This is a genomic window from Pseudomonas sp. RHF3.3-3 (assembly GCF_048069595.1).
GTDB lineage: Bacteria > Pseudomonadota > Gammaproteobacteria > Pseudomonadales > Pseudomonadaceae > Aquipseudomonas > Aquipseudomonas fuscovaginae_B.
In genome coordinates this window covers 943,663-970,000 of sequence record NZ_CP182250.1, presented here as the reverse complement: position 1 = coordinate 970,000, position 26,338 = coordinate 943,663, and the positions used below count along the sequence as shown (strand labels likewise).

Annotated in this window: 23 protein-coding genes and 1 pseudogene; 13 read left to right on the top strand and 11 right to left on the bottom strand. The window is 64.6% G+C overall.

Annotation, left to right across the window (positions count from 1 at the left end; genetic code table 11):
• Positions 1–319 precede the first annotated feature (319 nt).
• A complete protein-coding gene (locus ACMGT0_RS04320; RefSeq protein ID WP_054056977.1) occupies positions 320–1,813 on the bottom strand; it encodes a CoA-acylating methylmalonate-semialdehyde dehydrogenase in 1,494 nt (497 codons plus the stop codon).
• Between the two features lie 73 nt (positions 1,814–1,886).
• Positions 1,887–3,236, bottom strand: coding sequence for an aspartate aminotransferase family protein (locus ACMGT0_RS04315; RefSeq protein ID WP_054064686.1), 1,350 nt, complete (start codon positions 3,234–3,236; stop codon positions 1,887–1,889).
• 125 nt (positions 3,237–3,361) lie between these two features.
• On the opposite strand from ACMGT0_RS04315, the gene ACMGT0_RS04310 reads away from it, so the two are divergent.
• From ACMGT0_RS04310 to ACMGT0_RS04295, 4 genes are all read left to right on the top strand, one after another.
• The gene (locus ACMGT0_RS04310) at positions 3,362–4,282 is read left to right on the top strand and encodes a LysR family transcriptional regulator (RefSeq protein WP_054056979.1); all 921 of its coding nucleotides are present in this window, start codon (positions 3,362–3,364) and stop codon (positions 4,280–4,282) included.
• A gap of 213 nt (positions 4,283–4,495) precedes the next feature.
• Positions 4,496–5,146: a TetR/AcrR family transcriptional regulator gene (locus ACMGT0_RS04305; RefSeq protein ID WP_054056980.1), complete on the top strand. Its 651-nt coding sequence runs from the start codon at positions 4,496–4,498 to the stop codon at positions 5,144–5,146.
• 24 nt (positions 5,147–5,170) lie between these two features.
• Positions 5,171–5,752, top strand: a complete 582-nt coding sequence (locus tag ACMGT0_RS04300; protein ID WP_054056981.1) for an IMPACT family protein — start codon at positions 5,171–5,173, stop codon at positions 5,750–5,752.
• 576 nt (positions 5,753–6,328) lie between these two features.
• Complete coding sequence (locus tag ACMGT0_RS04295; RefSeq protein WP_054056982.1) at positions 6,329–7,012, top strand: SDR family oxidoreductase; 684 nt, start codon at positions 6,329–6,331, stop codon at positions 7,010–7,012.
• Between the two features lie 7 nt (positions 7,013–7,019).
• On the opposite strand, the gene ACMGT0_RS04290 is transcribed toward ACMGT0_RS04295, so the two are convergent.
• A complete protein-coding gene (locus ACMGT0_RS04290; RefSeq protein ID WP_416771615.1) occupies positions 7,020–8,108 on the bottom strand; it encodes a calcium:proton antiporter in 1,089 nt (362 codons plus the stop codon).
• Between the two features lie 159 nt (positions 8,109–8,267).
• On the opposite strand from ACMGT0_RS04290, the gene ACMGT0_RS04285 reads away from it, so the two are divergent.
• Positions 8,268–9,221 (top strand): adenosine deaminase, encoded by a 954-nt coding sequence (locus tag ACMGT0_RS04285; protein ID WP_054056984.1) that lies wholly within the window; start codon positions 8,268–8,270, stop codon positions 9,219–9,221.
• Between the two features lie 154 nt (positions 9,222–9,375).
• Here ACMGT0_RS04285 and ACMGT0_RS04280 read toward each other — a convergent pair whose 3' ends face one another.
• The 3 genes from ACMGT0_RS04280 to ACMGT0_RS04270 form a co-directional block, all read right to left on the bottom strand.
• Entirely contained in the window at positions 9,376–10,752 is a 1,377-nt protein-coding gene (locus ACMGT0_RS04280) for an MFS transporter (RefSeq protein ID WP_054064684.1), read from the bottom strand.
• A gap of 127 nt (positions 10,753–10,879) precedes the next feature.
• Positions 10,880–11,596 carry an ArsR/SmtB family transcription factor gene (locus tag ACMGT0_RS04275; protein WP_054056985.1) on the bottom strand — a complete coding sequence of 239 codons (717 nt, stop codon included), beginning with the start codon at positions 11,594–11,596 and terminating at the stop codon, positions 10,880–10,882.
• 243 nt (positions 11,597–11,839) lie between these two features.
• Entirely contained in the window at positions 11,840–12,772 is a 933-nt protein-coding gene (locus ACMGT0_RS04270; protein ID WP_054056986.1) for a LysR family transcriptional regulator, read from the bottom strand.
• Positions 12,773–12,914: 142 nt separating this feature from the next.
• Between ACMGT0_RS04270 and ACMGT0_RS04265 the strand changes: the two genes are divergently transcribed.
• A complete protein-coding gene (locus ACMGT0_RS04265; protein ID WP_054056987.1) occupies positions 12,915–13,928 on the top strand; it encodes a zinc-binding alcohol dehydrogenase family protein in 1,014 nt (337 codons plus the stop codon).
• 206 nt (positions 13,929–14,134) lie between these two features.
• On the top strand, positions 14,135–14,311 hold the full coding sequence (locus ACMGT0_RS04260) for a hypothetical protein (protein ID WP_192842657.1): 177 nt from the start codon (positions 14,135–14,137) through the stop codon (positions 14,309–14,311).
• 1 nt (position 14,312) lies between these two features.
• Here the strand turns inward: ACMGT0_RS04260 and ACMGT0_RS04255 are convergent, their stop codons facing one another.
• Positions 14,313–15,500: a multidrug effflux MFS transporter gene (locus tag ACMGT0_RS04255; RefSeq protein WP_416771611.1), complete on the bottom strand. Its 1,188-nt coding sequence runs from the start codon at positions 15,498–15,500 to the stop codon at positions 14,313–14,315.
• Positions 15,501–15,631: 131 nt separating this feature from the next.
• Complete coding sequence (locus tag ACMGT0_RS04250; RefSeq protein WP_054056988.1) at positions 15,632–15,832, bottom strand: heavy-metal-associated domain-containing protein; 201 nt, start codon at positions 15,830–15,832, stop codon at positions 15,632–15,634.
• Positions 15,833–15,978: 146 nt separating this feature from the next.
• Here ACMGT0_RS04250 and ACMGT0_RS04245 point away from each other — a divergent pair, with 146 nt between their 5' ends.
• From ACMGT0_RS04245 to cueR, 3 genes are all read left to right on the top strand, one after another.
• A complete protein-coding gene (locus ACMGT0_RS04245; RefSeq protein ID WP_017903813.1) occupies positions 15,979–16,365 on the top strand; it encodes a hypothetical protein in 387 nt (128 codons plus the stop codon).
• A gap of 84 nt (positions 16,366–16,449) precedes the next feature.
• A complete protein-coding gene (locus ACMGT0_RS04240) occupies positions 16,450–18,837 on the top strand; it encodes a heavy metal translocating P-type ATPase (protein ID WP_416771609.1) in 2,388 nt (795 codons plus the stop codon).
• 10 nt (positions 18,838–18,847) lie between these two features.
• A complete protein-coding gene (gene cueR, locus ACMGT0_RS04235; protein WP_054060659.1) occupies positions 18,848–19,255 on the top strand; it encodes a Cu(I)-responsive transcriptional regulator in 408 nt (135 codons plus the stop codon).
• 9 nt (positions 19,256–19,264) lie between these two features.
• Here the strand turns inward: cueR and ACMGT0_RS04230 are convergent, their stop codons facing one another.
• Positions 19,265–20,164, bottom strand: coding sequence for a PA4780 family RIO1-like protein kinase (locus ACMGT0_RS04230; RefSeq protein WP_054060658.1), 900 nt, complete (start codon positions 20,162–20,164; stop codon positions 19,265–19,267).
• A 424-nt stretch (positions 20,165–20,588) separates the two neighbouring features.
• On the opposite strand from ACMGT0_RS04230, the pseudogene ACMGT0_RS04225 reads away from it, so the two are divergent.
• Together ACMGT0_RS04225 and ACMGT0_RS04220 are read left to right on the top strand one after the other, a co-directional pair.
• A pseudogene (locus tag ACMGT0_RS04225) lies at positions 20,589–21,677 on the top strand (cache domain-containing sensor histidine kinase); the annotation flags it as partial.
• Positions 21,678–21,767: 90 nt separating this feature from the next.
• Complete coding sequence (locus ACMGT0_RS04220) at positions 21,768–22,535, top strand: methyl-accepting chemotaxis protein (protein ID WP_416773413.1); 768 nt, start codon at positions 21,768–21,770, stop codon at positions 22,533–22,535.
• A 151-nt stretch (positions 22,536–22,686) separates the two neighbouring features.
• On the opposite strand, the gene ACMGT0_RS04215 is transcribed toward ACMGT0_RS04220, so the two are convergent.
• Both ACMGT0_RS04215 and ACMGT0_RS04210 read right to left on the bottom strand, forming a co-directional pair.
• Positions 22,687–23,478 carry an AraC family transcriptional regulator gene (locus ACMGT0_RS04215; protein ID WP_054060656.1) on the bottom strand — a complete coding sequence of 264 codons (792 nt, stop codon included), beginning with the start codon at positions 23,476–23,478 and terminating at the stop codon, positions 22,687–22,689.
• Positions 23,479–23,586: 108 nt separating this feature from the next.
• Positions 23,587–24,864, bottom strand: coding sequence for an acetyl-CoA C-acetyltransferase (locus ACMGT0_RS04210; protein ID WP_054060655.1), 1,278 nt, complete (start codon positions 24,862–24,864; stop codon positions 23,587–23,589).
• A gap of 120 nt (positions 24,865–24,984) precedes the next feature.
• Here ACMGT0_RS04210 and ACMGT0_RS04205 point away from each other — a divergent pair, with 120 nt between their 5' ends.
• A complete protein-coding gene (locus tag ACMGT0_RS04205; RefSeq protein WP_416771606.1) occupies positions 24,985–26,337 on the top strand; it encodes a 3-oxoacyl-ACP reductase in 1,353 nt (450 codons plus the stop codon).
• Position 26,338: the final 1 nt, after the last annotated feature.

The window sequence follows — 26,338 nt, the reverse complement described above, 5'->3', positions numbered from 1 at the left end:
TTTCTTCTTCAACTTCAACCACTTGCGCTTCCGATCTCTCGTTAGCGGGAGGCGAATTCTACAGCGTTACACGCTGCTGTCAACACCTCTTTTACAGCTTCTTCCGTGCTTCGATGATTTGAAGCTGCGCCGCCTGAAACAAGATAACTCGTTGAATCTCAAGGAGTTTTCCGTTCGGACTGCGCCGGAAGTGGGGCGCATTATAGGCCCCTGGGAATGAGCGTCAACCGTTATTTTCGGATTTCTGTCATAAACTTCAAAGAGCCCCAAAAACAGAAGGCCGGCCCGAAGGGGCCGGCCTTCTCTTCTTCCATTCTACTTACAGGCTGGGGAAGGCGAACTGCGAAGCCTCATGGCTGGCACGCTGCGGCCAACGCTGAGTGATCGCCTTGCGCCGGGTGTAGAAACGCACCCCATCCGGACCATAGGCATGCAGGTCGCCGAACAGCGAACGCTTCCAGCCACCGAAGCTGTGGTAGGCCACCGGCACCGGCAGCGGTACGTTGACCCCGACCATGCCCACTTCGATTTCGTCGCAGAACAGTCGTGCCGCTTCACCGTCACGGGTGAAGATGCAGGTACCGTTGCCGTACTCATGATCGTTGATCAGTTGCATGGCCGCCTCCAGGCTGTCCACGCGAACGATGCACAGCACCGGCCCGAAGATCTCTTCCTTATAGATGCGCATTTCAGGAGTCACGCGGTCGAAAAGGGTACCGCCGACGAAGTAACCCTCCTCATGGCCGGCAACGCTGAAACCACGACCATCCACCACCAGTTCGGCGCCGGCAGCCAGACCGTCATCGATATAGCCCACCACCTTGTCCCGAGCAGCCGCAGTGACCAGCGGCCCCATGTCCAAACCACAGGACGTGCCGGCACCGATCTTCAGCGCCTTGATCTGTGGCACCAGCTTGGCCACCAGGGCATCCGCCACCTGGTCACCGACGCACACCGCCACCGAAATCGCCATGCAGCGCTCGCCACAGGAACCGTAGGCCGCGCCCATCAGTGCACTGACGGCATTGTCCAGATCCGCATCCGGCATCAGCACCGCATGGTTCTTCGCGCCCCCCAGAGCCTGCACGCGCTTGCCGCGCCTGGTGCCCTCGGCATAGATGTATTCGGCGATCGGCGTCGAACCGACGAAGCTCAGCGCCTTGACCTGCGGCGCCTCGATCAGCGCATCCACCGCGCCCTTGTCGCCATGCACCACGTTCAGCACGCCCTTGGGCAGGCCGGCTTCGTGCAACAGTTGGGCAATAAACAGGGTCGAGCTTGGATCACGCTCGGACGGTTTGAGGATGAAGCAGTTGCCGCAGGCGATCGCCAGCGGGTACATCCACAGCGGCACCATGGCCGGGAAGTTGAACGGCGTGATACCGGCCACCACGCCCAGGGGCTGGAAGTCCGACCAGGCATCGATGTTCGGGCCAACGTTGCGGTTGTACTCGCCCTTGAGCAACTCCGGCACGCCACAGGCGTACTCGACGTTCTCGATCCCGCGCTTGAGTTCGCCGGCGGCGTCCTCCAGGGTCTTGCCATGCTCTTCGCTGATCAGTTGGGCGATACGCGCCTCGTTCTGCTCCAGCAGATGCTTGAAGCGGAACATCACCTGGGCACGCTTGGCGGGCGGGGTGTTGCGCCAGGCCGGGAAGGCCGCCTTGGCCGAATCGATGGCCTGCTGAATGGTCTCGCGGCTCGCCAGCGGTACCTGGTGGATGACCTGGCCGGTCGAAGGGTTGTACACCGCGGCCGTGCGGCCGGAATCGTTGACCAGTTGGCCATCGATCAGATGCTGGATTGCGCTCATTGGGGGCTCCTGAATGGGGTCGGCGGGAGCGCAGCGTTCGCTCCCGCAAAAGGTTCTTTGCTACCGGGCGGAATCAGTCGAGCTTGTTCAGCACTTCGCCGACCGCATCGAACAGACGATCGAGGTCTTCCGGCTTGCTGTTGAAGGTGGGGCCGAACTGCAGGGTGTCACCGCCGAAGCGCACATAGAAACCGGCTTTCCACAGCGCCATGCCGGCTTCGAACGGACGCACGATGGCATCGCCATCCCGCGGCGCGATCTGGATCGCGCCAGCCAGGCCGAAGTTGCGGATGTCGATCACGTTCTTGCTGCCCTTGAGGCCATGCAGGGCGTTCTCGAAATGCGGCGCGACTTCGGCCACGCGCTGCACCAGGTTTTCCTTTTGCAGCAGATCGAGTGCAGCCAGGCCGGCGGCACAGGCCACCGGGTGCGCCGAGTAGGTGTAGCCGTGGGGGAATTCCACCGCGTACTCGGGGGTCGGCTGGTTCATGAAGGTCTGGTAGATCTCGCTGCTGGCGATCACCGCCCCCATCGGAATGGCACCGTTGGTGACCTGCTTGGCGATGCACATCAGGTCCGGGGTGACGCCGAAGCTGTCGGCACCGAACATCTTGCCAGTGCGGCCGAAACCGGTGATCACTTCGTCGAACACCAGCAGGATGTTGTGCTGATCGCAGATTTCGCGCAGACGCTTGAGATAGCCCTGGGGCGGCACCAGCACCCCAGCGGAACCGGCCATCGGTTCGACGAACACGGCGGCGATGTTCGAAGCGTCATGCAGCTCGATGAGTTTGAGCAGTTCGTTGGCCAGCGCCACACCGCCCTGCTCCGGCATGCCACGGGAGAACGCGTTGCTCTCCAGCAAGGTGTGCGGCAGGTGGTCGACATCATGCATGGCCTGGCCGAACAGCTTGCGGTTGCCGCTGACGCCACCCAGGCTGGTGCCGGCGATGTTCACACCGTGATAGCCACGGGCACGACCGATCATCTTGGTCTTGGTCGGCTGGCCTTTCAGGCGCCAGTAGGCGCGGACCATCTTCACCGCGGTGTCGGCGCACTCGGAGCCGGAGTCCGTGAAGAACACGTGGTTCAGGTTGCCCGGCGTCAGCGAGGTGATTTTCTCCGCGAGCTGGAACGACAGCGGATGGCCGTACTGGAAGCCCGGCGAGTAATCGAGGGTGCTCAACTGCCTGGCCACCGCTTCCTGGATTTCCTTGCGGGTATGCCCGGCTCCGCAGGTCCACAGCCCCGACAGCGAGTCATAGACCTTGCGCCCCTTGTCGTCGGTCAGCCAACTGCCCTCGGCAGCAACGATCAACCGCGGGTCACGCTGGAAGTTGCGGTTGGCGGTGTAAGGCATCCAGTGCGCATCGAGCTTGAGCTGGCTGGCTACGGAAGACGGAGCGTTTTCAGGCATGTTCATCGGCGAAACCTCGCAGGGCATTTAAGCGGCGTGGACGTTGAGAGCGTTATTGCGAGTAAGTTGCCACGGCGATAAAGTCGGTGAAATGCAACTTTTCTAACCTTCAGTTAAGAGCACACTAAACCATGAGCAGCCGTCGCCCCGACCCGCTGGCGCAAGTCAGCGACTTCGATATCCGCCTGCTGCGGATCTTTCGCAGCGTGGTGGAATGCGGTGGTTTCTCGGCGGCGGAAACCGTGCTCGGCATCGGGCGCTCGGCGATCAGCCAGCAGATGAGCGACCTGGAACAGCGTCTCGGCCTGCGCCTGTGCCAACGCGGGCGCGCCGGCTTTTCCCTGACCGAGGAAGGCCGCGAGGTCTATCAGTCGGCCTTGCAGTTGCTCAGCGCGCTGGAGAGTTTCCGCACCGAGGTCAACGGCCTGCACCAGCACCTGCGCGGCGAGTTGACCATCGGCCTGACCGACAACCTGGTGACCCTGCCCCACATGCGCATTACCCATGCCCTGGCCCAGTTGAAGGAGCGCGGGCCCGACGTGCAGATCCAGATCCGCATGATCGCGCCCAACGAAGTGGAGCAAGGCGTGCTGGATGGCCGCCTGCATGTCGGCGTGGTGCCCCAGGCCAGCGCGCTCTCCGGGCTGGAATACCAGCCCTTGTACAGCGAACGTTCGCTGTTGTACTGCGCGGTGGGGCATCCGCTGTTCTATGTCGATGACCGGCAACTGGCGGACGAGCGCCTCAACGCCCAGGACGCGATCGCGCCGACCTTCCGCCTGCCGGCCGAGATCCAGGCGCACTACCAGGCGCTCAACTGCACGGCCAGCGCTTCAGACCGCGAAGGCATGGCCTTCCTGATCCTGACCGGGCGCTACATCGGCTACCTGCCGGATCACTACGCCAGCCTCTGGGTGCAACAGGGACGCCTGCGCGCGCTCAAGGCCAGCAGCCGCTTTTACGACCTGAGCCTGGCGTCGGTGACGCGCAAGGGCCGGCGTCCGCACCTGGTACTGGAAAGTTTCCTGGAAAGCCTGGCGGCGACACGCTGAGTCCATGAACTTGCACAGCCCGGGTCCCATGGAAGCTTCTGCACCTGTGGCAGCCCTGGAAGCCTGCAAAACCGGGTAATTGACGTCAACTATTCGCCCAAAGCCCTCCAATCAGCCCACATTCAGGCTTTATATGATGTCAGGACTTGTCTGAACCCGGCGGGTAAGTTATCTGTGCACAGGTTGCACCCACAGACCAGCTCGGAACTGCCTATGACCGTTGAAGTCCCTGCCCACGCCGGAAAACCCGCCAGCCGCATTCGCCAGAAGAACGAAGAAGCGATCATCAGGGCCGCCGAAGACGAATTCGCCCGTCACGGCTTCAAAGGCACCAGCATGAACACCATCGCGCAGAATGCCGGGCTGCCCAAGGCCAACCTGCATTACTACTTCACCAACAAGCTGGGCTTGTACGTCGCGGTGTTGAGCAACATCCTCGAACTATGGGACAGCACCTTCAACCACTTGAGCGCCGAAGACGATCCGGCCGAGGCCCTGAGCCGCTACATCCGCGCCAAGATGGAGTTCTCCCGGCGCCAGCCACAGGCCTCGCGAATCTTCGCCATGGAGATCATCAGCGGCGGCGAATGCCTGAGCGAGTATTTCAGCCAGGACTACCGTGCCTGGTTCCAGGGCCGGGCCAATGTGTTCCAGGCCTGGATCGACGCCGGCAAGATGGACCCGGTCGACCCGGTCCACCTGATTTTCCTGCTCTGGGGCAGCACCCAGCATTACGCCGATTTCGCCACGCAGATCTGCCGCGTCACCGGCCGCTCGCGCCTGACCAAACAGGACATGGAAGAGGCCGGCAACAACCTGATCCGCATCATCCTCAAAGGCTGCGGCCTGACGCCGCCGCTCTGACCCTTCACTCAAAGCCGATTCCGTATGCCCTTTACCCTTGCCGGCGTTTGCGAATACCGAGAGGAAATTCGCAAAAGCCGCTTCATCACCCTCGCCGCGCCGATCACCGGCGTTGCCGAAGCCCAGGCCTTCATCGAACAGCACAGCGACCTGGATGCCACCCACAACTGCTGGGCCTGGAAGCTTGCCGACCAGTACCGCAGCAGCGACGACGGCGAGCCCGGCGGCACCGCCGGCCGGCCGATCCTGGCGGCGATCGAGGCGCAGGACTGCGACCAGGTCGTGGTGCTGGTAATCCGCTGGTACGGCGGCATCCAGTTGGGCACCGGCGGCCTGGCCCGCGCCTATGGCGGCGGGGCCAACAAATGCCTGCAGAATGCCGAGCGCATCGAACTGATCAGCCGGGTCCCGCTGCACTGCGCCTGCAGCTTCAGCGAACTGGCGCTGGTCAAGCTACGGGTGGCCGAGGCCGGCGGTCTGGTGGTGGAGGAACACTTCACCGCCAACGGCGTGGAGCTGCAACTGGCGGTCGGCGAGAGCCTGATCGATACCTTGCAACGCCAACTGGCCGACCTCAGTCGCGGACGCATCCTGCTGCAACGCTGAGACTTGTCCACAAGCGCTGACGACACTCGACGCCAGTTTGCCCACAATCGCTGTGGGCCCGACTGTGGATAACCTGAGCACAGCCGGCTGCAACCCTTCTGCACCGTGGCTTTGCGGGCACTGATCAGTTTTCGTACAGTTGTTTGCCAGCGCCGGCGAAACGTTCTCGAAACAACGGCTTAGGCGCATTTATCGCGTTTCGGAGATAGCCGCGCGGCGCTTATGCCCGGCTTCGGCGCTTGCTCACAAATACTGTGGAGCAAGCTGTGGATAACCCGTGCAAGGGTGGCCCGGCGGCCGATCCGATCTGGCCGGCGCACAACTGGCTATTTTTTGATCAACCACGCCCCATTCTCTCAGGCTTGAGCACCCAGCCCGTGCAACGCCAGGCTGATTCAGGGAACACAGAGCCTGGAGCCTGGAGTATGCTCGAAGGTCAAACCCTGCGCAGGTCACGCAACGGCTAAAGAGCAAGCCGAACCTGGTCGAAACGCGCATCGCCGGGCCGGACGAACTGCGCCTGCAACAGCGTTGTCCCTTGAGCATCCAGACTTCATGACACAAGGAATTACCCCCATGAGCAGTAAGAACGCATTGATCATCGGCGCCTCCCGAGGCCTCGGCCTGGGGTTGGTGCAACAGTTGCTGGCCGATGGCTGGAACGTCACCGCCACCGTGCGCGATGCCGGCAAGGCCGACGCGCTGAAAGCGGCCGGCCCGGTGCGCATCGAGACCCTGGACATGGACGACCAGGCCGCCGCCGCCGCCCTCGCCGAGCGCCTGCAAGGCCAGGTGTTCGACCTGCTGTTCGTCAACGCCGGGGTCAAGGGCCCGGCCGACCAGAAGCCGGCCAATGCCTCACTGGCGGATATCGGCCAATTGTTTCTGACCAACGCCATCGCACCGGTCGCCCTGGCCCAGCGCTTCGTCGGACAGATCCGCCCGGGCTATGGCGTGATTGCCTTCATGAGCTCGGGGCTGGGCAGCGTGACCACCCCCGACGCGCCGGAGCTGGCCTTCTACAAGGCCAGCAAGGCCGCATTGAACTCGATGACCAACAGCTTCCTGAGCGAAATCGAGGCGCCGACCTTCACCGTGCTGTCGATGCACCCCGGCTGGGTGAAGACCGACATGGGCGGCGAAGACGCGCAGATCGACGTCGCCACCAGCACCCGCGGCCTGGTCGACCAGGTGAACGCCTTCGCCGGCCGCGGCGGCCATCACTTCATCAACTACAAGGGCGAGACCATTCCCTGGTAAGGCCGGCCTACAGTCCCAGCAGCGAGAGCATGACGAAGGTGGCGAACAGCACGAAGTGCGTCATGCCCTCGATGGCGTTGGTTTCACCGTCGTTGAGGTTGATCGCGCTGACGACCAGGGTGATCAGCACCATCACCGTCTGCACCGGCGTCATCGCCATCTGGAACGGCTGGCCGGTGTAGAGCGCCATGGCCTCCATCACCGGCACCGTCAGGATCACTGTCGAGAGCGACGCGCCCAACGCGATGTTGACCACCGACTGCATGCGGTTGGCCAGGGCCGCACGCAGGGCGGTGAGGATTTCCGGCGCGGCGGAAATGGCCGCCACCAGAATCGCCGTGATCACCGGCGGCGCACCGCTGCCTTCCAGGCCGAGATCGAGAGCCTTGGACATCACCTCGGCCAGGGCGCCGATCACCACGATCCCCAGCACCAGGGTGACGATCGACTGGGTCAGGCCACCCGGCGCATGTTCCTCATGGCCCGCCTCACGACGTTTTTTCTCCGGGTAGCTGTAGCTGAAGAAGTAGCTGTGCGGGCCGACCTGCATGCGCAGGAACAGGGTATACAGCAGCACCATCGCGCCGATGGTGAACGCCGAATAGACCTTCCAGTCCGACTCGGGAATGAACTCCGGCACCACCATGGACACGCTCATGGCGGTGAGGATCATCACGCTGTAGGTGCGCGCCGAGTCATCGTTGTAGGGCTGCTCGCCATGCTTGATGCCGCCCATCAGCGCGGCCAGGCCGAGGATGCCGTTGATATCGAGCATCACCGCCGAATAGATGGTGTCGCGCACCAGGGTCGGCGACGCCTCGTTGCTCATCATGATCGCCAGGATCACCACTTCCACCAGCACTGCCGACAGGGTCAGGATCATCGTGCCGTAGGGGTCGCCGACCTTTTCCGCCAACAACTCGGCATGGTGCGCCACGCGCATCGAGGCGCAGACGATGGCGCCGATCAGCACCAGCCCGGCAATCAGTGCCACGCCACGGCCGTTGCCGAGCAGCGCATGTTCCAGGGGGAAGGCGAGCACGGCCATGATCAGGGCCAACAGCAGGTATTTTTCTTCTCGTAACAGAGTGAGCATCGGAGGATCTCGAGGGTGATGACTTACAGACTGCGGCGAACCGACAGCGTTTCTTCCTTGTAGGCGACAGAGGCACGCTGAACGCCTGGTCAGGTTTTAGCAAATATTTTGTTTCACATCTGTAGTATGTTCGCGATCTGCACCTGATGAGAACCGAACATGTACGACTGGCTCAACGCCCTACCCAAGGCCGAACTGCACCTGCACCTCGAGGGCTCGCTGGAGCCCGAGCTGTTGTTCGCCCTGGCCGAGCGCAACAAGATCGCCCTGCCCTGGAAGGATGTGGACACCCTGCGCCAGGCCTACGCTTTCAACAACCTGCAGGAATTTCTCGACCTGTACTACCAGGGCGCCGACGTGCTGCGCACCTCCCAGGACTTCTACGACCTGACCTGGGCCTACCTGCTGCGCTGCAAGGAACAGAACGTCGTCCACACCGAGCCGTTCTTCGACCCGCAAACCCACACCGACCGGGGCATTCCCTTCGAAGTGGTACTCAACGGCATCGCCGCCGCCCTCAAGGATGGCGAGCAGCAACTGGGCATCACCAACGGCCTGATCCTCAGCTTCCTGCGGCACCTGAGCGAAGAGCAAGCGCAGAAGACCCTCGACCAGGCACTGCCATTCCGTGATGCGTTCGTCGCGGTCGGCCTGGACAGTTCGGAAATGGGTCACCCGCCGAGCAAGTTCCAGCGGGTGTTCGACCGCGCGCGCGCCGAGGGTTTCCTCACCGTGGCCCACGCGGGCGAGGAAGGTCCGCCGGAGTACATCTGGGAAGCCATCGACCTGCTGAAGATCCAGCGGATCGACCACGGCGTGCGGGCCATCGAGGATGAGCGGCTGATGCAGCGCATCATCGACGAGCAGATTCCGCTGACGGTCTGCCCGCTGTCGAACACCAAGCTGTGCGTGTTCGACCACATGTCCCAACACAACATCCTCGACATGCTCGAGCGTGGCGTGAAGGTGACAGTGAACTCGGATGACCCGGCGTACTTCGGTGGTTATGTCACCGAGAACTTCCATGCCCTGCACACCCACCTGGGCATGACCCAGGACCAGGCCCGACGCCTGGCGCAGAACAGCCTGGATGCGCGCCTGGTCAAGCCATGACCGATCCCTGTATCTGACCAGTAGCTGTATCTGGACCGATACCTGTAGGAGCCGGCGGTGCGGCGATCCGACTTGCCCGCGAAGAGGCCGTTGAGGCCGCTAAAAGCTTCGCGGGCAGGCCCGGCTCCCACAAGGGGCGTTGGCCACGGCCGAATCAGCCAGCGGCCTCGCTCAGTTCTTCCAGCGAACGCCCGCGGGTCTCCATGCCGAAGCAGCCGACCACCAGCGCCGCGATCGCAAAGCACAGCGCCCCCAGCGCGAACACCCCGCCCTGCCCCAGCACCGGAAACACCAAGCCGGTCACCAACGGCCCGAGCAGCGAACCGACCCGGCCGATGGCCGAGGCGAACCCCGAGCCGGTCGCCCGCGCCGAGGTCGGATACAGCTCCGGCGTGTAGGTGTAGAGCACCGCCCACATGCCGAACAGAAAGAACTGCATCAGCAGCCCGGAGCCGATCAACAGGCTCACTTCACCCCCGAACACCGCGCTTTGCCCATAGAGAAACGCCATTACCCCGCCGCCGAGCAGGGTGACGATGCACACCGGCTTGCGCCCCCAGAACTCCACCAGCCAGGCCGCCACCAGAAAACCGGGAATCCCGCCGAGGGAAATCAGCACCGTGTAGTACACCGACTGGGTGACCGCGAACCCCGACTGCTGCAGCAACGCGCTGAGCCACGAGGTCAGGCCATAGAAGCCCAGCAAGGCAAAGAACCAGACGCTCCAGATCATCAGGGTGCGCTGGCGGTACAGCGGCGACCACAACTGCCGGAACGCGGCGAAGAAGCTCGGCTCACGCCCGACACCACGGGGCAGGCGCTCCGGCGTCGGCAGCGTGGCAAGTTTCAGCGAGGCCCGTACGCGTTCCTCGATACCGCGCAGCACCTGGTCCGCCGCGTCGTGGTGGCCGGCCTGTTCCAGCCAGCGCGGCGATTCGGGGATGAAGAAGCGGATCGCCAGGACGAACACCGCCGGCACCGCCAGCACCAGGAAGATGTCCCGCCAGCCCACCAGCGGCAGCAGGAAATACGACAGCAGCCCCGCCGCGACGAAACCGAGCGGCCAGAAGCCATCCATCAGGGCGATATAGCGCCCGCGTCGTTTGGTCGGAATCAACTCCGAGAGCATCGACTGGGCGATCGGGAATTCCATGCCCATGCCGATCCCCAGCAGCACCCGGAACAGCGTCAGCATCTCCAGGGTCTGCGCCGTGGAACACAGGTAGCTGGCCAGCCCCCACAACACGATGCTCCACTGGAACACCGGCTTGCGTCCGAAACGGTCGGCGAGCATGCCCGACAACGAAGCCCCCAGCACCATGCCGAAAAAGCTCGAACTGGCCAGCAGGCCGGCCTGGGCACTGCTCAGGGCGAACTCGGCTTTGATCGAGCCGAGCAGGAAGGTCATCATCGCCAGGTCCATCGAGTCGAAGAAAAAGGCCAGGGCAATGATGATGAAGATCAGCCGGTGATAACCGCTGATCGGTAACCGCTCCAGACGTTCCGCCGCGCTGTAGCCTTGAGTTTCCATGGGATATCCCTCGATTCGAATGCTCGATCGAGTGTGCGGCATCACCGGATGGCGTTGCGCCTGAGGACGACCTGCCCGCAACCGTGAGCGACGCCTGCGGCCTCCCTGCCGCAGACAGCGGCGCGGCTCAGCCGGCCAGTTCGAGCTCGACCAGGGCGGCGAACTTGTCGATCTGCCGTTCACCGTTGGCAGACACTCGCAGCGCCCTGGAGTCCTCCATCAGGCCAAGCCAGCCCGACTGCAGGAACAACTGCAACAGGCCCGCGCCAAGAACGCCGCCCAGGTGTGGACGGCGTTCGCGCACGTCATGGCAGACACAGACCGTCTCGTGGCGTCCATGGGCCAACGCCTGGATGTACAAGCCGCGCTCGGCGAAACGCTGGGCGCCGATGCTGGTCACCCGGATGCGCTGGTCGTGCTGCTCGATCCAGCCGGCCGCCAGCAGCCGCTGATACAGCTCGCAGGCCAGCTCGCCACCGAGGTGGTCGTGGCATTGTCGCGCACGCTTGAGCGCCGCCGCGTCCGGGGCCTGCAGCTTGATCGAGTGGTTCACCGCCAACGGTGCGCTGGCCAGCGATGCGTTGGCCAGGGCTTCCACGGCCGTCGCGATCTCCGGCGCGGACAGGCGGAAGAAACGCTTGCGCCCACGGGCCTCGAGGCGCAGCAGGCCGCCGGCACTGAGCCGTGCCAGATGGGCACTGGCGGATGAAAGGGACAACCCGGCCAGCAGGGCCAGTTCATCGGCGGACCGCGCGCTGCCGTCAAGCAACGCCCACATCATCGCACTGCGCTTGGGGTCCGCAAGCAGCGTGGCTATCTGACTGATGCAAGGTGCATATTCCATGTCTTCACTCCCTGTTGAAACATTGATCGAATACACAACGCCATACCGAGCATGTCCTGAATTCAAACCAGGATGCAAAAAGGCCAAAAGCCGGGAGTTCCTGGCTATCCGTCGATCAACTCCGGCAAACGTAACAAAATACGTGTCATCTCTCGGGCATTGGATCCAATAGATTCAAGCCTAAACCACAATGCCACAGGCGCCGACTTTTATTCCTGCACGGGTTGTAACAAGAGGCGCCAGCTACTCCATGCCGTGCGCGGGGCGCACCGGGGCCCGCCGCGACAGCTCGGCGCAACGCCGGGTGAGCATCTCGCGCAACAGGTTCACCGGCTTACTCAATTGAGCGCGATGGGCGCACAGCAGATTCAGCGGCGCCCGCTCGCAGGACAGTTCCGGCAACAGCACCTTCAGGCGCCCGGCCAGCACATCGGCACCGACATCCAGCCAGGACTTGTAGGCGATCCCCGCCCCGGCCAGCGCCCACAGGCGCACCACGTCGGCATCGTCGCTGAAACGGTCGCCGCTGACCGTCAGTCCGATGTCGCGCCGACCATCGTGAAAGCTCCAGTGATCATGGACCCGGCTGCCGAGCATGAACAGCAGGCAATTGTGCTGGGCCAGTTGCTCAACGGTCGTCGGCTCGCCATGCCGGGCCAGGTAGTCCGGCGCGGCGCACAGCACCCGGCGATTGTCGGCGGCGATCGGCAGCGCGACCAGGCTCGAATCCTCCGGCTCGCCATAACGCAGGGCGATATCCACCGGCTGGCGGAACAGGTCGGCGATCCGGTCGCCCAGCAGCAGACGCACCGTCAGCCGCGGATGCTCGCGCTGGAACTCGTCGAGCCAGGGCAGCAACACGTTGCGACCAAAATCCGAAGGTGCCGACAACTGCAGCACACCGCTGACCTGGTCCTGGCCGCTGGCCAGCAGGCGCCGGCCCTCGTCGAGGTTGCTCAGGGCCGCACGGGCGTATTCCAGGAACCCCTCGCCTTCGGCCGTCAGCCGCAGGCTGCGGGTCGAGCGGGCCAGCAGACGCGCGCCGAGCTGCTGCTCGATGCGCTTGAGCGAGGCGCTGGCCACCGCCGGCGACAGGTCCATGACCCGTGCCGCGGCGGAGAGGCTGCCCAGGTCGGCCGCCCTGACGAACAATTGCAAATCATCGAAACGCAGCATCCCGGCCCTCGGCATTATCAAAAAATCATTGAAAGAGCCTGCAGTTCTAGCCGGTTTTATCGCCAAGGGAAATAGCCAATCATTGCGCCATCGAAGGGGCCCGCCCCTTCACTCATCCCCTGTCGCGTTTGCGGAGCCCATCATGAAAGCCATTGCCTTCTACGCCGCCTTGCCCATCGACGATCCACAGTCGCTGCAAGACATCGAACTGCCCACCCCGGTCGCAGGTCCCCGGGACCTGCTGGTCGAGGTCAAGGCCATCTCGGTCAACCCGGTGGACACCAAGGTCCGCCAGAACATGCCGCCGGCCAACGGCGAAGCCCGGGTGCTGGGCTGGGACGTGGCCGGCGTGGTCAAGGCGGTCGGCAGCGAGGTCAGCCTGTTCAAGGTCGGCGACAAGGTGTTCTATGCCGGCTCGCTGATCCGCCCCGGCGCCAACAGCGAACTGCATGTGGTCGACGAGCGCATCGTCGGGCACATGCCGAAAAGCCTCGGTTTCGCCGAAGCGGCGGCCCTGCCGCTGACCGCGATCACCGCCTGGGAACTGCTGTTCGAGCGCCTGCAGGTCAGCGAAGGCCAGGCCGACCAGGGCCAGAGCCTGCTGATCGTCGGCGCGGCCGGGGGCGTGGGTTCGATCCTGACGCAACTGGCCAGCCAACTGACCGGCCTGAAGGTCATCGGCACCGCTTCGCGCCCCGAGACCCGGGACTGGGTGCAGGCACTCGGTGCCGACCTGGTGATCGACCACAGCAAACCGCTGAGCGAAGAGCTCAAGGGCCGGGGCCAGGCCCAGGTCACCCATGTGGCCAGCCTGACCCAGACCGACACCCACCTGGAACAACTGGTCGAGGCCCTCAAGCCCCAGGGCAAGCTGGCGCTGATCGATGACCCGAAAAGCCTGGATGTCAGCCAGCTCAAGCGCAAGAGCCTGTCGCTGCACTGGGAGTTCATGTACACCCGCTCGATGTTCGAGACCGAGGACATGATCGAACAGCACAACCTGCTCAACCGGGTCGCCGAACTGATCGACGCGGGCGTATTGAAGACCACCCTCGGCGAACACTTCGGCCGAATCAACGCGAGCAACCTGCGCCGAGCCCATGCCCTGCTGGAAAGCGGCAAGGCCAAGGGCAAGATCGTGCTGGAAGGGTTCTGAGCAGTGGCGGCGGGAACGATGGTGCGGATCGTCGTTCCCGCGGTGATATCCCAGGCGAGAAAAGCCGGCAATCGCCGGCAAAAATCCGTCATCCGCCTCTGACAAAAGAGGCGGAAATACCGTCAGTCAGATCCTTGATCACCGTCATATTCATACATGGATTCAGGTTTACAATGGCCGCCTTTGCCAACCAAAGGAAGTCAGCCATGAAGATCCTTGTAAAAGAGTTAGCAAAAACCAACGGCAGCCAGTGGCAGGTCCGGCTCGACCAGCATGCAGTGACATTCCGCAGCGAAGCCGAAGCCCGCGCCTTCGTCACCACCCTGCAAGCCCGCCTGCAGGCTCCCCATACCTTTCCCGAACAACAGCGTGCCGTAGGCTGATTCAGCCGGCGACCACCCGCGCCCTCTCCAGGCGCCGCGTGACCATGGCGACCGTCACCGCCAGCACACCGCACAACGCGATCACCAGCGCCATCGGCGTCGCACTGCCATCGTGCAGCAACCCGACCAGGGACGCTGCACCGGCGGCGACGCTGAACTGCAGGCAGCCGAGCATCGCCGAGGCACTGCCGGCCCGCGCGCCCTGACCGCGCATGGCACAGGCGGCGGCGTTGGGGACGATGCAGCCAAGGCTGGCGATGCAGATGAACAGCGGGATCAGCAACGGCCAGAGCTGCGTGGGGCGCAAGGTGCTGATACCGAGCAGGACCAGCCCTGCCAGCACGTAGGCCCACACCGCACGGCTCAGCAGCAGCGCCGGCCCCAGCTTGCCCAGCAGGCGGGCATTGACCTGGGCCACCAGGATGAAGCCCGCGGCGTTGCTGCCGAACAACCAGCCGTAATGCTCGGCGGGCACGCCGTACAACTTGATGAAGACGAAAGGCGAACCGGCGATGTAGGCAAACATCCCGGCAATGGCGATGCCACCGGTCAGGGCGTGGCCGAAGAACACCCGGTCGGACAACAGGCGCCCATACTGGCGCAGCGCGCCTGACAACGGCTGGCGCGGCTGGCCGGCGGGCAGGCTCTCCGGCAGGCCGAGGGCCACGGCCAAGGCGGACAAGGCACTGAACAACGTCAGCACGATGAAGATCGACTGCCAGCCGTAGAGGTTGACCAGCACCCCACCGAGCATGGGCGCCAGGATCGGCGCCAGTCCGGTGACCAGCATCAGTTGCGAGAAGACCTTGGCCGAACCCACCGCGTCACACTGGTCGCTGACCACCGCCCGGGAAATCACCGAACCCGCACAGCCCCCCAGCGCCTGCAGGAACCGCGCGGCGATCAGCCACTCCAGGCTCGGCGCGAAGGCACAGGCCAGCGACGCCACGGTGAACAGGCCGACACCGACCAGCAACGGTCCACGCCGGCCAAAGCGATCCGCCAGCGGACCGTACACCAGTTGGCCGATGGACAGGCCGAAGAAGTACACCGCCAGCGTCAGCTGAATATGTTTTTCGTCGGTGCCAAAGGCGACGGCCATCGCCGGGAACCCCGGCAGGTAGAAATCGATGGCCAGGGGGGCGAAGGCACTCAGGGCCCCAAGAATCAGAATTGTACGTAGGTTCATCAGGCATCCGGTCAGCAGCTGTGCGCAGGGCGCGTAGTCTAACCGTGCACGAATGCCTTGAACATTCCGATAGGTCGCTAACTAAATAAATACCCGACCAACGTACTCGGTCAGTCGGGCAGGCCCCGATTTCAACTGGCCAGCTTCGCCTGGTAGCCTTCCTCGACGATGACGCTGATGATCTCATCGGCCGACAGTCGGCTCTGCACCCCGACTTCCTTCGCCCCGAGGTCGACCCGCACACTGGCCGCCGGGTCCCGGGCCTGGACCGCTTCGGTGATCGCCTTGACGCAGTGACCGCAGGACATCCCTTGAACATTGAAGACTTGCATGACGCTTCTCCTGTATTGAGGTTGAAGACAGTTTCAGGCTTGCCACGATGGCAAGGTCAAGTTCCTGGACAATCTGCCGGGCTGGCATTTCGCTCGCCCCTGCGCCAAGCTTCGTCATCAACGATTCAACCGTAGGAGATTCAGCCATGCGCTGGTCAGCTTTCGGCCTGTTTGGCCTTCTCAGCCTGTTCGGGGCGTCGCCCTTTGCCAGCGCCGCCGGAGAAAACTATGGGGTGCTGATCATCTCCCGCGAACGCCTGGAGGTCTCGACCCCCTGTGAAATCGGCGTCTACCTGCAGGACCAGTTGTCGGCGCGGCTGTTCCAGGAGCAGGCCACCTCCTTCAACCTGCCGCCTGGCGATGTTTCGGTGCGCCTCAAATCCCTGCCGAGCCAGGCCCCGGGCTGCAACGCCAGCATGCTGGCGGCGCCCGAGCAGGTGATCAAGCTCAACGGCGGCGACGTGCGCAAGTTCGCCATTGTCGCCAGCCCCGCCGGCCTGCGCCTCAAGCAGGTGCCCCTGGGTTATCAATAGACCGCAGGCAACCTGAAATAGAGGCTTGACCTTGCCCACGTGGCAAGGTTGATCCTGTGGGCAACTTCTTCAGGAGTATCGCCCATGCCGGAATCCATCTCCTTTGACCTGCCGATCGCCGGCATGACCTGCGCCAGTTGCGCCGGCCGGGTCGAGCGGGCCCTGCGCAAAGTGGCAGGCACCAGTGCGGTCAGCGTCAACCTCGCCACCGAACAGGCCCGGGTCCAGGCCCCCGCCGACAGCCTGCCGGCGCTGCTGCAGGCAGTCGAGCAGGCCGGTTACCAGGTGCCCAGCCAGGAGCTGGAACTGGACATCGGCGGCATGACCTGTGCCTCCTGTGCCGGTCGGGTAGAACGGGCGCTGAACAAGGTTGCCGGGGTACGCAGTGCCAGCGTCAACCTGGCCAGTGAACGAGCCCACGTCCAACTGCTCGGGCAGCCAGACCCCGCCACGCTGATCGCCGCTGTCGAGGCCGCCGGTTACTCGGCAAGCCTGCACGAGGCCGACAGCCACGTCGCCCAGGCGCAGGAACAACGCCTGGGGCGTGAACGCTGGCACCTGCTGCTGGCTCTCGCCCTGGCCCTGCCGCTGGTGCTGCCGATGCTCGCCCAGCCCTTCGGGTACGACTGGATGCTGCCGGCCTGGCTGCAGTTCGCCCTGGCGACACCGGTGCAGTTCATCCTCGGCGCACGCTTCTACGTCGCGGCCTGGAAAGCGGTCAGGGCCGGTGCCGGCAACATGGACCTGCTGGTCGCCCTCGGCACCAGCGCCGGCTATGGTCTGAGCCTCTACCAGTGGGCCAACGCCCACCCGGGGCACATGCCCCACCTGTATTTCGAGGCTTCGGCGGTAGTGATCGCCCTGGTGTTGCTGGGCAAATACCTGGAAAGCCGCGCCAAGCGCCAGACCGCCAGCGCCATCCGCGCCCTGGAAGCCTTGCGCCCGGAACGGGCGATCCAGGTGATCGACGGGCGCGAACAGGAAGTCGCCATCAGCACCCTGCGCCTCGGCGACCTGGTGCTGGTCAAGCCCGGCGAGCGCTTTCCGGTCGACGGTGAGGTGGTCGAGGGCCAGAGCCACGCCGACGAAGCGCTGATCAGCGGCGAAAGCCTGCCGGTGCCGAAACAGCCGGGAGACAGGATCACCGGCGGCGCCATCAACGGCGAAGGCCGCCTGCTGGTCAGGACCCTGGCGCTGGGTGCCGAAACCGTCCTGGCGCGGATCATCCGCCTGGTGGAAGACGCCCAGGCCGGCAAGGCACCGATCCAGAAGCTGGTGGACAAGGTCAGCCAGGTGTTCGTCCCCAGCGTCCTGCTGCTGGCCCTGGCGACCCTGGTCGGCTGGTGGCTGTACGGTGCGCCGTTGGAAACGGCGCTGATCAACGCGGTGGCGGTGCTGGTGATCGCCTGCCCCTGCGCCCTGGGCCTGGCGACGCCCACCGCGATCATGGCCGGCACCGGCGTCGCCGCGCGCCACGGCATCCTGATCAAGGACGCCGAAGCCCTGGAGCGGGCCCATGAGGTCAGCCGCGTGGTGTTCGACAAGACCGGCACCCTGACCTCCGGCACCCCGCGCATCGCCCACCTGTCGGCCGTCGACGCGGATCAAGCGCAGGCCCTGCAACTGGCCGGCGCCCTGCAACGCGGCAGCGAACACCCGCTGGCCAGGGCGGTGCTCGATGCCTGTGCCGAACGCGGCCTGGCGGTCGCGGATATCCGGGTCAGCCGCTCGCTGACCGGACGCGGCATCGCCGGCGAACTGGACGGCCGCGCCCTGGCCCTGGGCAACCGCCGCCTGCTCGACGAAAGCGGGCTGCAGCCCGGCCCCCTGGAACACGCGGCGCAAGCCTGGGAGGCCGAGGGCCGGACCCTGTCCTGGCTGATCGAACAGAGTCCGCAACCCCGGGTGCTGGCACTGTTCGCCTTCGGTGACACGCTGAAGGCCGGCGCAGCGCAGGCGATCGCCCAACTGAGCGCACGGCAGATCAGCAGCCACCTGCTGACCGGCGACAACCGCGGCAGCGCCAACGTGGTGGCCGAGGCCCTGGGCATCGACGATGTGCACGCCGAAGTGTTGCCGGCCGACAAGGCCGCTACCGTCGGCGAACTGAAAAAGAGCGGCGTGGTGGCGATGGTCGGCGACGGCATCAACGACGCCCCGGCCCTGGCCGCCGCGGATATCGGCATCGCCATGGGCGGCGGCACCGACGTCGCCATGCAGGCCGCCGGTATCACTCTGATGCGCGGCGATCCACGACTGGTGCCGGCGGCGCTGGAAATCAGCCGCAAGACCTATGCGAAGATCCGGCAGAATCTGTTCTGGGCTTTCGTCTATAACCTGATCGGCATCCCGCTGGCCGCCTTCGGCCTGCTCAACCCGGTACTGGCGGGCGCGGCGATGGCCCTGTCCAGCGTCAGCGTGGTCAGCAACGCGTTGCTGCTCAAGACCTGGAAACCTACAGACCTCGATTGAAGGAGACGGCATGAACATCGGCCAAGCAGCCCGCCAGAGTGGCCTGAGCGCCAAGATGATTCGCTACTACGAGTCCATCGGCCTGCTCAGGGCCGCCAGCCGCACCGACAGCGGCTACCGTCTCTACGGTCCGGATGAACTGCACACCCTGGCGTTCATCAAGCGCTCGCGGGACCTGGGCTTCTCCCTGGAGGAAGTCGGCAAGCTGCTGACGCTCTGGCAGGACCGCCAGCGCGCCAGCGCCGACGTGAAGGCCCTGGCACGCCAGCATATCGACGAGTTGAACCGCAAGATCGACGAGTTGGTCGGTTTGCGCGACACCTTGCAGGAACTGGTGGAGCATTGCCATGGCGATCACCGCCCGGACTGCCCGATCCTCAAGGACCTGGCCTCGGGCAGTTGTTGCGCCAAGGCCTGAGCCTGCGTATCAGCGCTGCATCCAGGGGGGCGTCGGCTCTTCGGCATGGCGCCCGCGCGGGGCATCTTCTGCCGAGCGGATCGCCTGCCGGCGTTCCTCGTCGAAACGCGCCGCCTCGATCTCGCGCAGCACGCCACGGACATCCGCCCGTCCCTTCTCCTCGGCGAACCGGCCGGTCAGGACGCTCTCCGGATGCAGGGTGCCGGCCTTGTACAGGGCCCACATTTCCTTGGCATAACGGGTCTGCCTGAGCTCCGGGGCGAAGCGGCCGAAGTACGCGGCCATGTTGCCGACATCGCGTTCGAGCATGCTGAAGGCATGGTTGTTGCCCGCCGCATCCACCGCCTGGGGCAGGTCGATGATCACCGGACCATCCGGTGCCAGCAGCACATTGAACTCCGACAGGTCACCGTGCACCAGGCCGGCGCACAACATCCGCACGATCTGCGAGATCAGCAGGGCGTGATACTCGCGCGCCTGCTCCGGTTCCAGCACCACATCATTGAGACGCGGCGCGGCATCGCCGTGCTCGTCCGCCACCAGCTCCATCAACAGCACGCCATCGAGGAAGTCGAACGGCTTGGGCACCCGCACACCGGCACCGGCCAGGCGGAACAGCGCCGCCACTTCGGCGTTCTGCCAGGCATCCTCGGCTTCCTTGCGGCCGAACTTGGAACCCTTGGCCATAGCCCGGGCCTGGCGGCTGTTACGCACCTTGCGGCCTTCCTGATACTCGGCCGCCTGACGAAAACTTCGTTTGTTCGCCTCCTTGTAAACCTTGGCGCAACGCAGCTCTTTGCCGCAGCGCACCACGTAGACAGCTGCCTCTTTGCCACTCATGAGTGGGCGCAGCACCTCGTCGACCAGACCGTCCTCGATCAGCGGTTCAATGCGTTTTGGAGTCTTCATCAGCTTTTATTCTGGGTCCTTGTTACCAAATACGCGACCATCATTCGTGCACGACCATCCTCGCACAGCGTGCGAAAGATGCCGACCTCGAATGCCCTCCAATGCACTCAATGTGCCAGATTCCTGCGGCAATTCCAGCGGGCTACAGGATGATAGCCGACACCTGCCAGAGCATTCCCACTCCTGCATCCTCTCATCTCCGACCGTGACCGGAACACGAATACTCGGCAAAAACGCGAATATTCGCCAGATGGTCTAAATTTTTTTCCATCTGGGCCGAAGCGCTCAGAGAGAGTGGTGATTTTGTCGGACATTCGGCACGCCGCCTGCGAAACGGATCTTCATTGCCGCTCGACCTTCACAGCAGCCCTGTTCCGCGTGTCATCGTCGCCCGCGGGCCAAAAAGAACAAATCTGGAGCGCGGATGAACATCAAGCAGAAGTTGACCTGGGCGTTTGCAGTCGTCGCCTGTTTGCCGGTGGTGCTGGTTGCCACCCTGGTGGTATTGAATCTGCGCAGTGAGGCGCGCACCAACTTCGTCGATGGCAGCGGCCGGGAAATCCGCCAGGTCAACAATGCGATACAGGTGTTCTTCGATGGGGTCAGCCAGAACATCGATTACATGGCCAATCATCCGCTGCTCAGGAATGCCGATGGCAGCCTCAAGACCTACATGAGCGCCACCCCGCCCCAGGGGCCACTCGGCGAGCAGGACAAGCAGATATTCGACCTGTTCGAAGGCCTGGCCAAGACCCACCCGGCCTACTCCTACGTGTCCTATGGCGTCGGCACCGGCGGCTATGTCAGTTGGCCGGAAGACCTGAAGCTCAACAATTACGATCCACGCGCACGTCCCTGGTACAAGACCGCCCTGGCCAACCCCGGCAAGACCGTGCGCACCGCGGCCTACTACTGGGCACCCGACGACGCGGTGATGGTCGCGACCGTGCGTACCGTGGACAACAAGCTTGGCGCCCAGGGCGGCGTGGTCAGCGTCGACGTGACCCTCAAGCAGCTCACCGAAATCGTCAAGCAGATCAAGCTCGGTGACAGCGGCTACCTGATGCTGATGGAGAACAGCGGCAACCTGCTGGTCGACCCCAAGCAGCCGGAGCACAATTTCAAGAACCTCGACAGCCTCGGCGGCGGCTATGCCGAACTGGCCAAGGCCGGCAAGGGCCTGGTGGAAGTCGAGATCGATGGCGAACGCTACATGGCCAATGTCTGGCCATCGGAAAAGCTGGGCTGGACCTTCATCGGCATGGTCAAGCAGAGCGAAGTGATGAGCAGCGCCAACCAGTTGACCTGGCTGATCGGGATCATCGCCCTGGTGCTCGCGGTAGTCTTCGCCTTGGTCGGAGCCAGCTTCGCCAGCCTCATCGTGCGGCCGATCCGTGGGGTTTCCAGCGGCCTGGAGGGCATCGCCCAGGGCAATGGCGACCTGACCCAGAACCTGACGGTCCGTGGCAGCGACGAAACCGCGCAACTGGCCGGCTGGTTCAACCAGTTCCTGGGGGCGATTCGCGGGCTGATCCAGCATATCGGCCAGTCGGCGAACAAGATCCTCGATTCGTCGCACAGCTCGACCCGCGTCTCCAACGACATGGCCGACGCCGCCGGACGCCAGCGCGAAGCGGTGGACATGGTGTCCACGGCCTTCCACGAGATGGTCGCCACCGCCAACGAGGTCGCGCGCTCCTGCAGCCAGGCTGCGGAGTCCGCCGACAGCGGCCAGCGCCAGGCCCGCGAAGGCCAGCAGCAGATCGACGCGGCAGTGCACAGCGTCGACCAGTTGAGCCATGAAATCGAACAGTCGGCCCAGTCGATGCAGCAACTGGAGAATGACAGCAACAACATCCAGTCGATCCTCGGCACCATCCGTTCGATCGCCGAGCAGACCAACCTGCTGGCGCTGAACGCCGCGATCGAGGCGGCCCGGGCCGGCGAGCAGGGCCGTGGCTTCGCCGTGGTGGCGGACGAAGTGCGGGCACTGGCCAAGCGTACCGCGGACTCCACCGCGGAAATCGACGGGCTGCTGGGCAACCTGGCCAAGCGCACCAGCCAGGTGGCGCAACAGATGCACGCCAGCCTCGAGGTTTCGCAGGAGTCGGTGACACGCATCGGCCTGGCCCGCAGCAGCTTCGGGCAGATCCGCGAATCGGTGGACGTGATCCGTGACATGAACACCCAGATCGCCACGGCGGCGGAGGAGCAGCATCAGGTGGCCGAAGACATCAACCGGCACATCAGCCAGATTCATGGCGATGCGCAACTGGTGGCGGAACTGGCAAACTCGGCGCGGCTGGACTCCCAGAGCCTGGCCGGGCTGTCCAATGAGCTGGACAGCCTGGTCAAGCGTTTCCGGACCTGATTCAGGCATCCGGTCAGTATTCCAGCCAAGGTTCAAGGGCTCCTTCGCGGGCAAGCCCTGCTCCTACAGGTTTGTGTCGTACAGCCGTTTTGTGTACGACACAAACCTGTAGGAGCAGGGCTTGCCCGCGAAGGGCTCCTCAAGGTTCGTTTCAGTGGCGGAACAGCTCCCCCGGCGTATAGCCGAACAAGCCCTTGAACGCCGCGATGTACGCCGAGGTCGAGTCATACCCGCAGGACAGCGCCGCCCGCGTCACGCTGTCCCCCTCCTCCAGCGCACCGAGGGACGACAACAGCCGCATGCGCTGGCGCCAGCCACGGAAACTCAGCCCCGTCTCGCGCTGGAACAGGCGCATCAGGGTCTTCTCCGACATCCCCAGGCGTTGCGCCCACTGCCCCAGGCTCGCGCCCTGTTCCGGGCTTTCGATCAACTCATTGCACAGGCCGAGCAGGCGCGGATGGCGCGGCAATGGCAGGGAAAACCCCACTTCCGGCAGGCTCGCCAACTGATCGAGCAACACCTGTACCAGACGCGACTCGGCGCTGCCCTCCTGGGGATAATCCACTGGCAGCAGGCAGAAACTCTTGATCAGCTCCCGCGCCAGCGGGGTCACCTCCAGCACCCGGCAACGCTCCGCCGCCCACCGGCAGTCCTCCCTGCGCACATACAGGCTGCGCATTTCCGCCTGCATCGAAGTCACCACCTCATGCTCCAGCCCGGCCGGGATCCATACCCCCCATTGTGGTGGTGCGAAGAAGCTGCCCTCGGCGGTGTGCACACCCAGGACGCCGCTGATGGCATAGGAAAACTGCACCCAGTCGTGACTGTGCCGTGAGGTCCAGGAACCGGCATCCAGGCTTTCCGCCCGGGCATACAGCGGACGTGGCAGGGCCGACAGCGCCGGGATCTGCCGCTCGGGCCCGCGTTGTCCGTTGTTCGACATGACTGAACCTTATAGCGCCTGGTGGCTGACGGATGCGACCTTAGGCCAGAGCCAGACACAAGACAATGCCCCCTCCACAGAAAGCAGGTAATGCCCACAAGTACTGCATCAGCGCTCGACGATCGCCGTCACGCCCTGGCCGCCGGCCGCACAGATGGAGATCAGACCGCGCCCCTGCCCCGCCCGGTCCAGCAGTTTCGCCAGGTTGGCGACGATTCGCCCACCCGTGGCCGCAAATGGATGTCCCGCCGCCAATGAGCTGCCCTTGACGTTGAGCCGGCTGCGGTCGATCGACCCCAGCGGCGCGTCGAGCCCCAGCCGGTTCCTGCAGTATTCCGGATCTTCCCAGGCCTTCAGGGTGCACAGCACCTGGGCGGCGAACGCCTCATGAATCTCGTAGTAGTCGAAGTCCTGCAAGGTCAGGCCGTTACGCGCCAACAGCCGCGGCACCGCATAGACCGGCGCCATCAGCAGCCCCTCAGCTCCCTTGACGAAATCCACCGCCGCCGCTTCGCCGTCACGCAGGTAGGCCAGCACCGGCAGCCCGCGTTCGCGCGCCCAGTCCTCGCTGCCCAACAGCACCAGCGAGGCGCCATCGGTCAGCGGCGTGGAATTGCCCGCCGTCAGCGTTCCCCTGGCACTGCGCTCGAACACCGGTTTGAGCCCCGCGAGCTTTTCCAGGCTGAGGTCGGGGCGCAGGTTGTTGTCACGGTTCAGGCCGAGAAAGGGCGTGAGCAGGTCGTCATGCCAGCCTTCGGCGTAGGCGGCGGCCAGCTTGCGATGACTCTCCAGGGCCAACTGGTCCTGCTCGTCACGCGGGATACTCCAGGCCTGGGCCATCAACTCGCAGTGCTGCCCCATGGACAACCCGGTGCGCGGCTCACCATTGCGCGGCAGTTCAGGTTTCAGGTGCCCAGGGCGCAATTGCAGCAGGGTCCTGAGTTTCTCCCCGAGGCTCTTGCCCCGATTGATTTGCAACAAGATCTGTCGGAGACCTTCATTGACGCCGATCGGCGCATCGGAAGTGGTATCGACGCCACCGGCGATACCGCACTCGATCTGCCCCAGGGCAATCTTGTTCGCCACCAGCAACGCCGCCTCCAGCCCGGTGCCGCAGGCCTGCTGGATATCGTAGGCCGGGGTCTGCGGCGACAGCCGCGAGCCCAGCACGCACTCGCGGGTCAGGTTGAAATCCCGCGAATGCTTGAGCACGGCACCCGCCGCCACTTCCCCCAGGCGCAGGCCATGCAGGTTGAAACGTTCGATCAACCCTTCCAGCGCCGCCGTCAGCATCGCCTGGTTGCTCGCGCTGGCATAGGCACCGTTGGAGCGGGCAAACGGAATGCGATTGCCCCCGATGATCGCAACACGGCGCAACGTATTCATAAAAAACTCCCTATTATTCGAATGACACTGCCGCTAAAAGAGTAGGACCTTTCTTAGAAAACGAACCACCGCCACGCCTTCGCGGTCCACCTTTGAACCCCTGTCGCCGGAGAGCGTTCCATGTCTGACCGTTATATCGACTTCGCCAACTCGACGATCGGCCAGCGCCTGGTCGGCGCGCTTGGCCTGCCGGCACCGACGCGTCTGGAGCGCTGGCAGGCCGGCCGCCTGCGGCCGGTCGAGGGCGCCCTGCTGCTGGGCGGCGGGCCCCTGGCCGCGCAGATCGGCGGGTTCGCCCAGCGGCTGACCGATGCGGTCTACAGCTACGGCAGCGAAGTGCCTGGCTGCAGCGCCTGGATTCCCGGCCACGGGCCCCGCCTCAAGGCGCTGGTGTTCGACGCCGGCGCCATCGAACAGGTGGACCAGCTCAAGCAACTACGCGAATTCTTCCAGCCGCTGGTGAGGAACCTCGAGTCGTGCGCCCATGTGCTGCTGCTCGGACGCGCCCCGCAGAGCCTGCGCGATCCCTTCGCCGCCAGCGCACAACGGGCCCTGGAGGGCTTCAGTCGCTCGCTGGCCAAGGAACTGCGCAACGGCGGCACCGTGCAGTTGCTGTATGTGGATGACGATGCCCAGGACCAGTTGGAAGGCGCCCTGCGCTTCTTCCTGTCCCCGAAAAGTGCCTATGTCAGCGGCCAGGTGCTGTACCTGAGCGCCTGCAGCCGCCGGGTGCTGGACTGGAGCCGCCCGCTGGCCGGCCGCAAGGCGCTGGTCACCGGCGCGGCGCGGGGCATCGGTGCTGCCATCGCCGAGACCCTGGCCCGCGATGGCGGCGACCTCATCCTGCTCGACGTGCCCCAGGCCAGGAGCGATCTCGAAGCCCTTGCCGCCCGCCTCGGCGCGCGCAGCATCGCCCTCGATATCTGCGCCGAAGATGCCGCCACGCAATTGCTGGAGCAACTGCCGGACGGGCTCGACATCCTCGTCCACAACGCCGGCATCACCCGCGACAAGACCCTGGCGAACATGACCCCGGAGTTCTGGGACGCGGTACTGGCCGTCAACCTCGACGCCCCCCAGGTGTTGACCAGGGCGCTGCTCGACAGCGGCACCCTGCACGACCACGGCCGGGTGATCCTGCTGGCCTCCATCAGCGGGATCGCCGGCAACCGCGGCCAGACTAACTATGCCGCGAGCAAGGCCGGGCTGATCGGTCTGGCCCAAGCCTGGGCCCCGCTGCTGCGCGAGCGCGGCATCAGCATCAACGCGGTGGCTCCCGGCTTCATCGAAACGCAGATGACCGCGCACATCCCCTTCGCCCTGCGCGAAGCCGGGCGGCGCATGAGTTCCCTGGGCCAGGGCGGTCTGCCCCAGGATGTCGCCGAAGCCGTGGCCTGGCTGGCCCAGCCGGGCTCCGGCGCGGTCAGCGGCCAGGCCCTGCGGGTCTGTGGACAAAGCGTACTGGGGGCCTGAG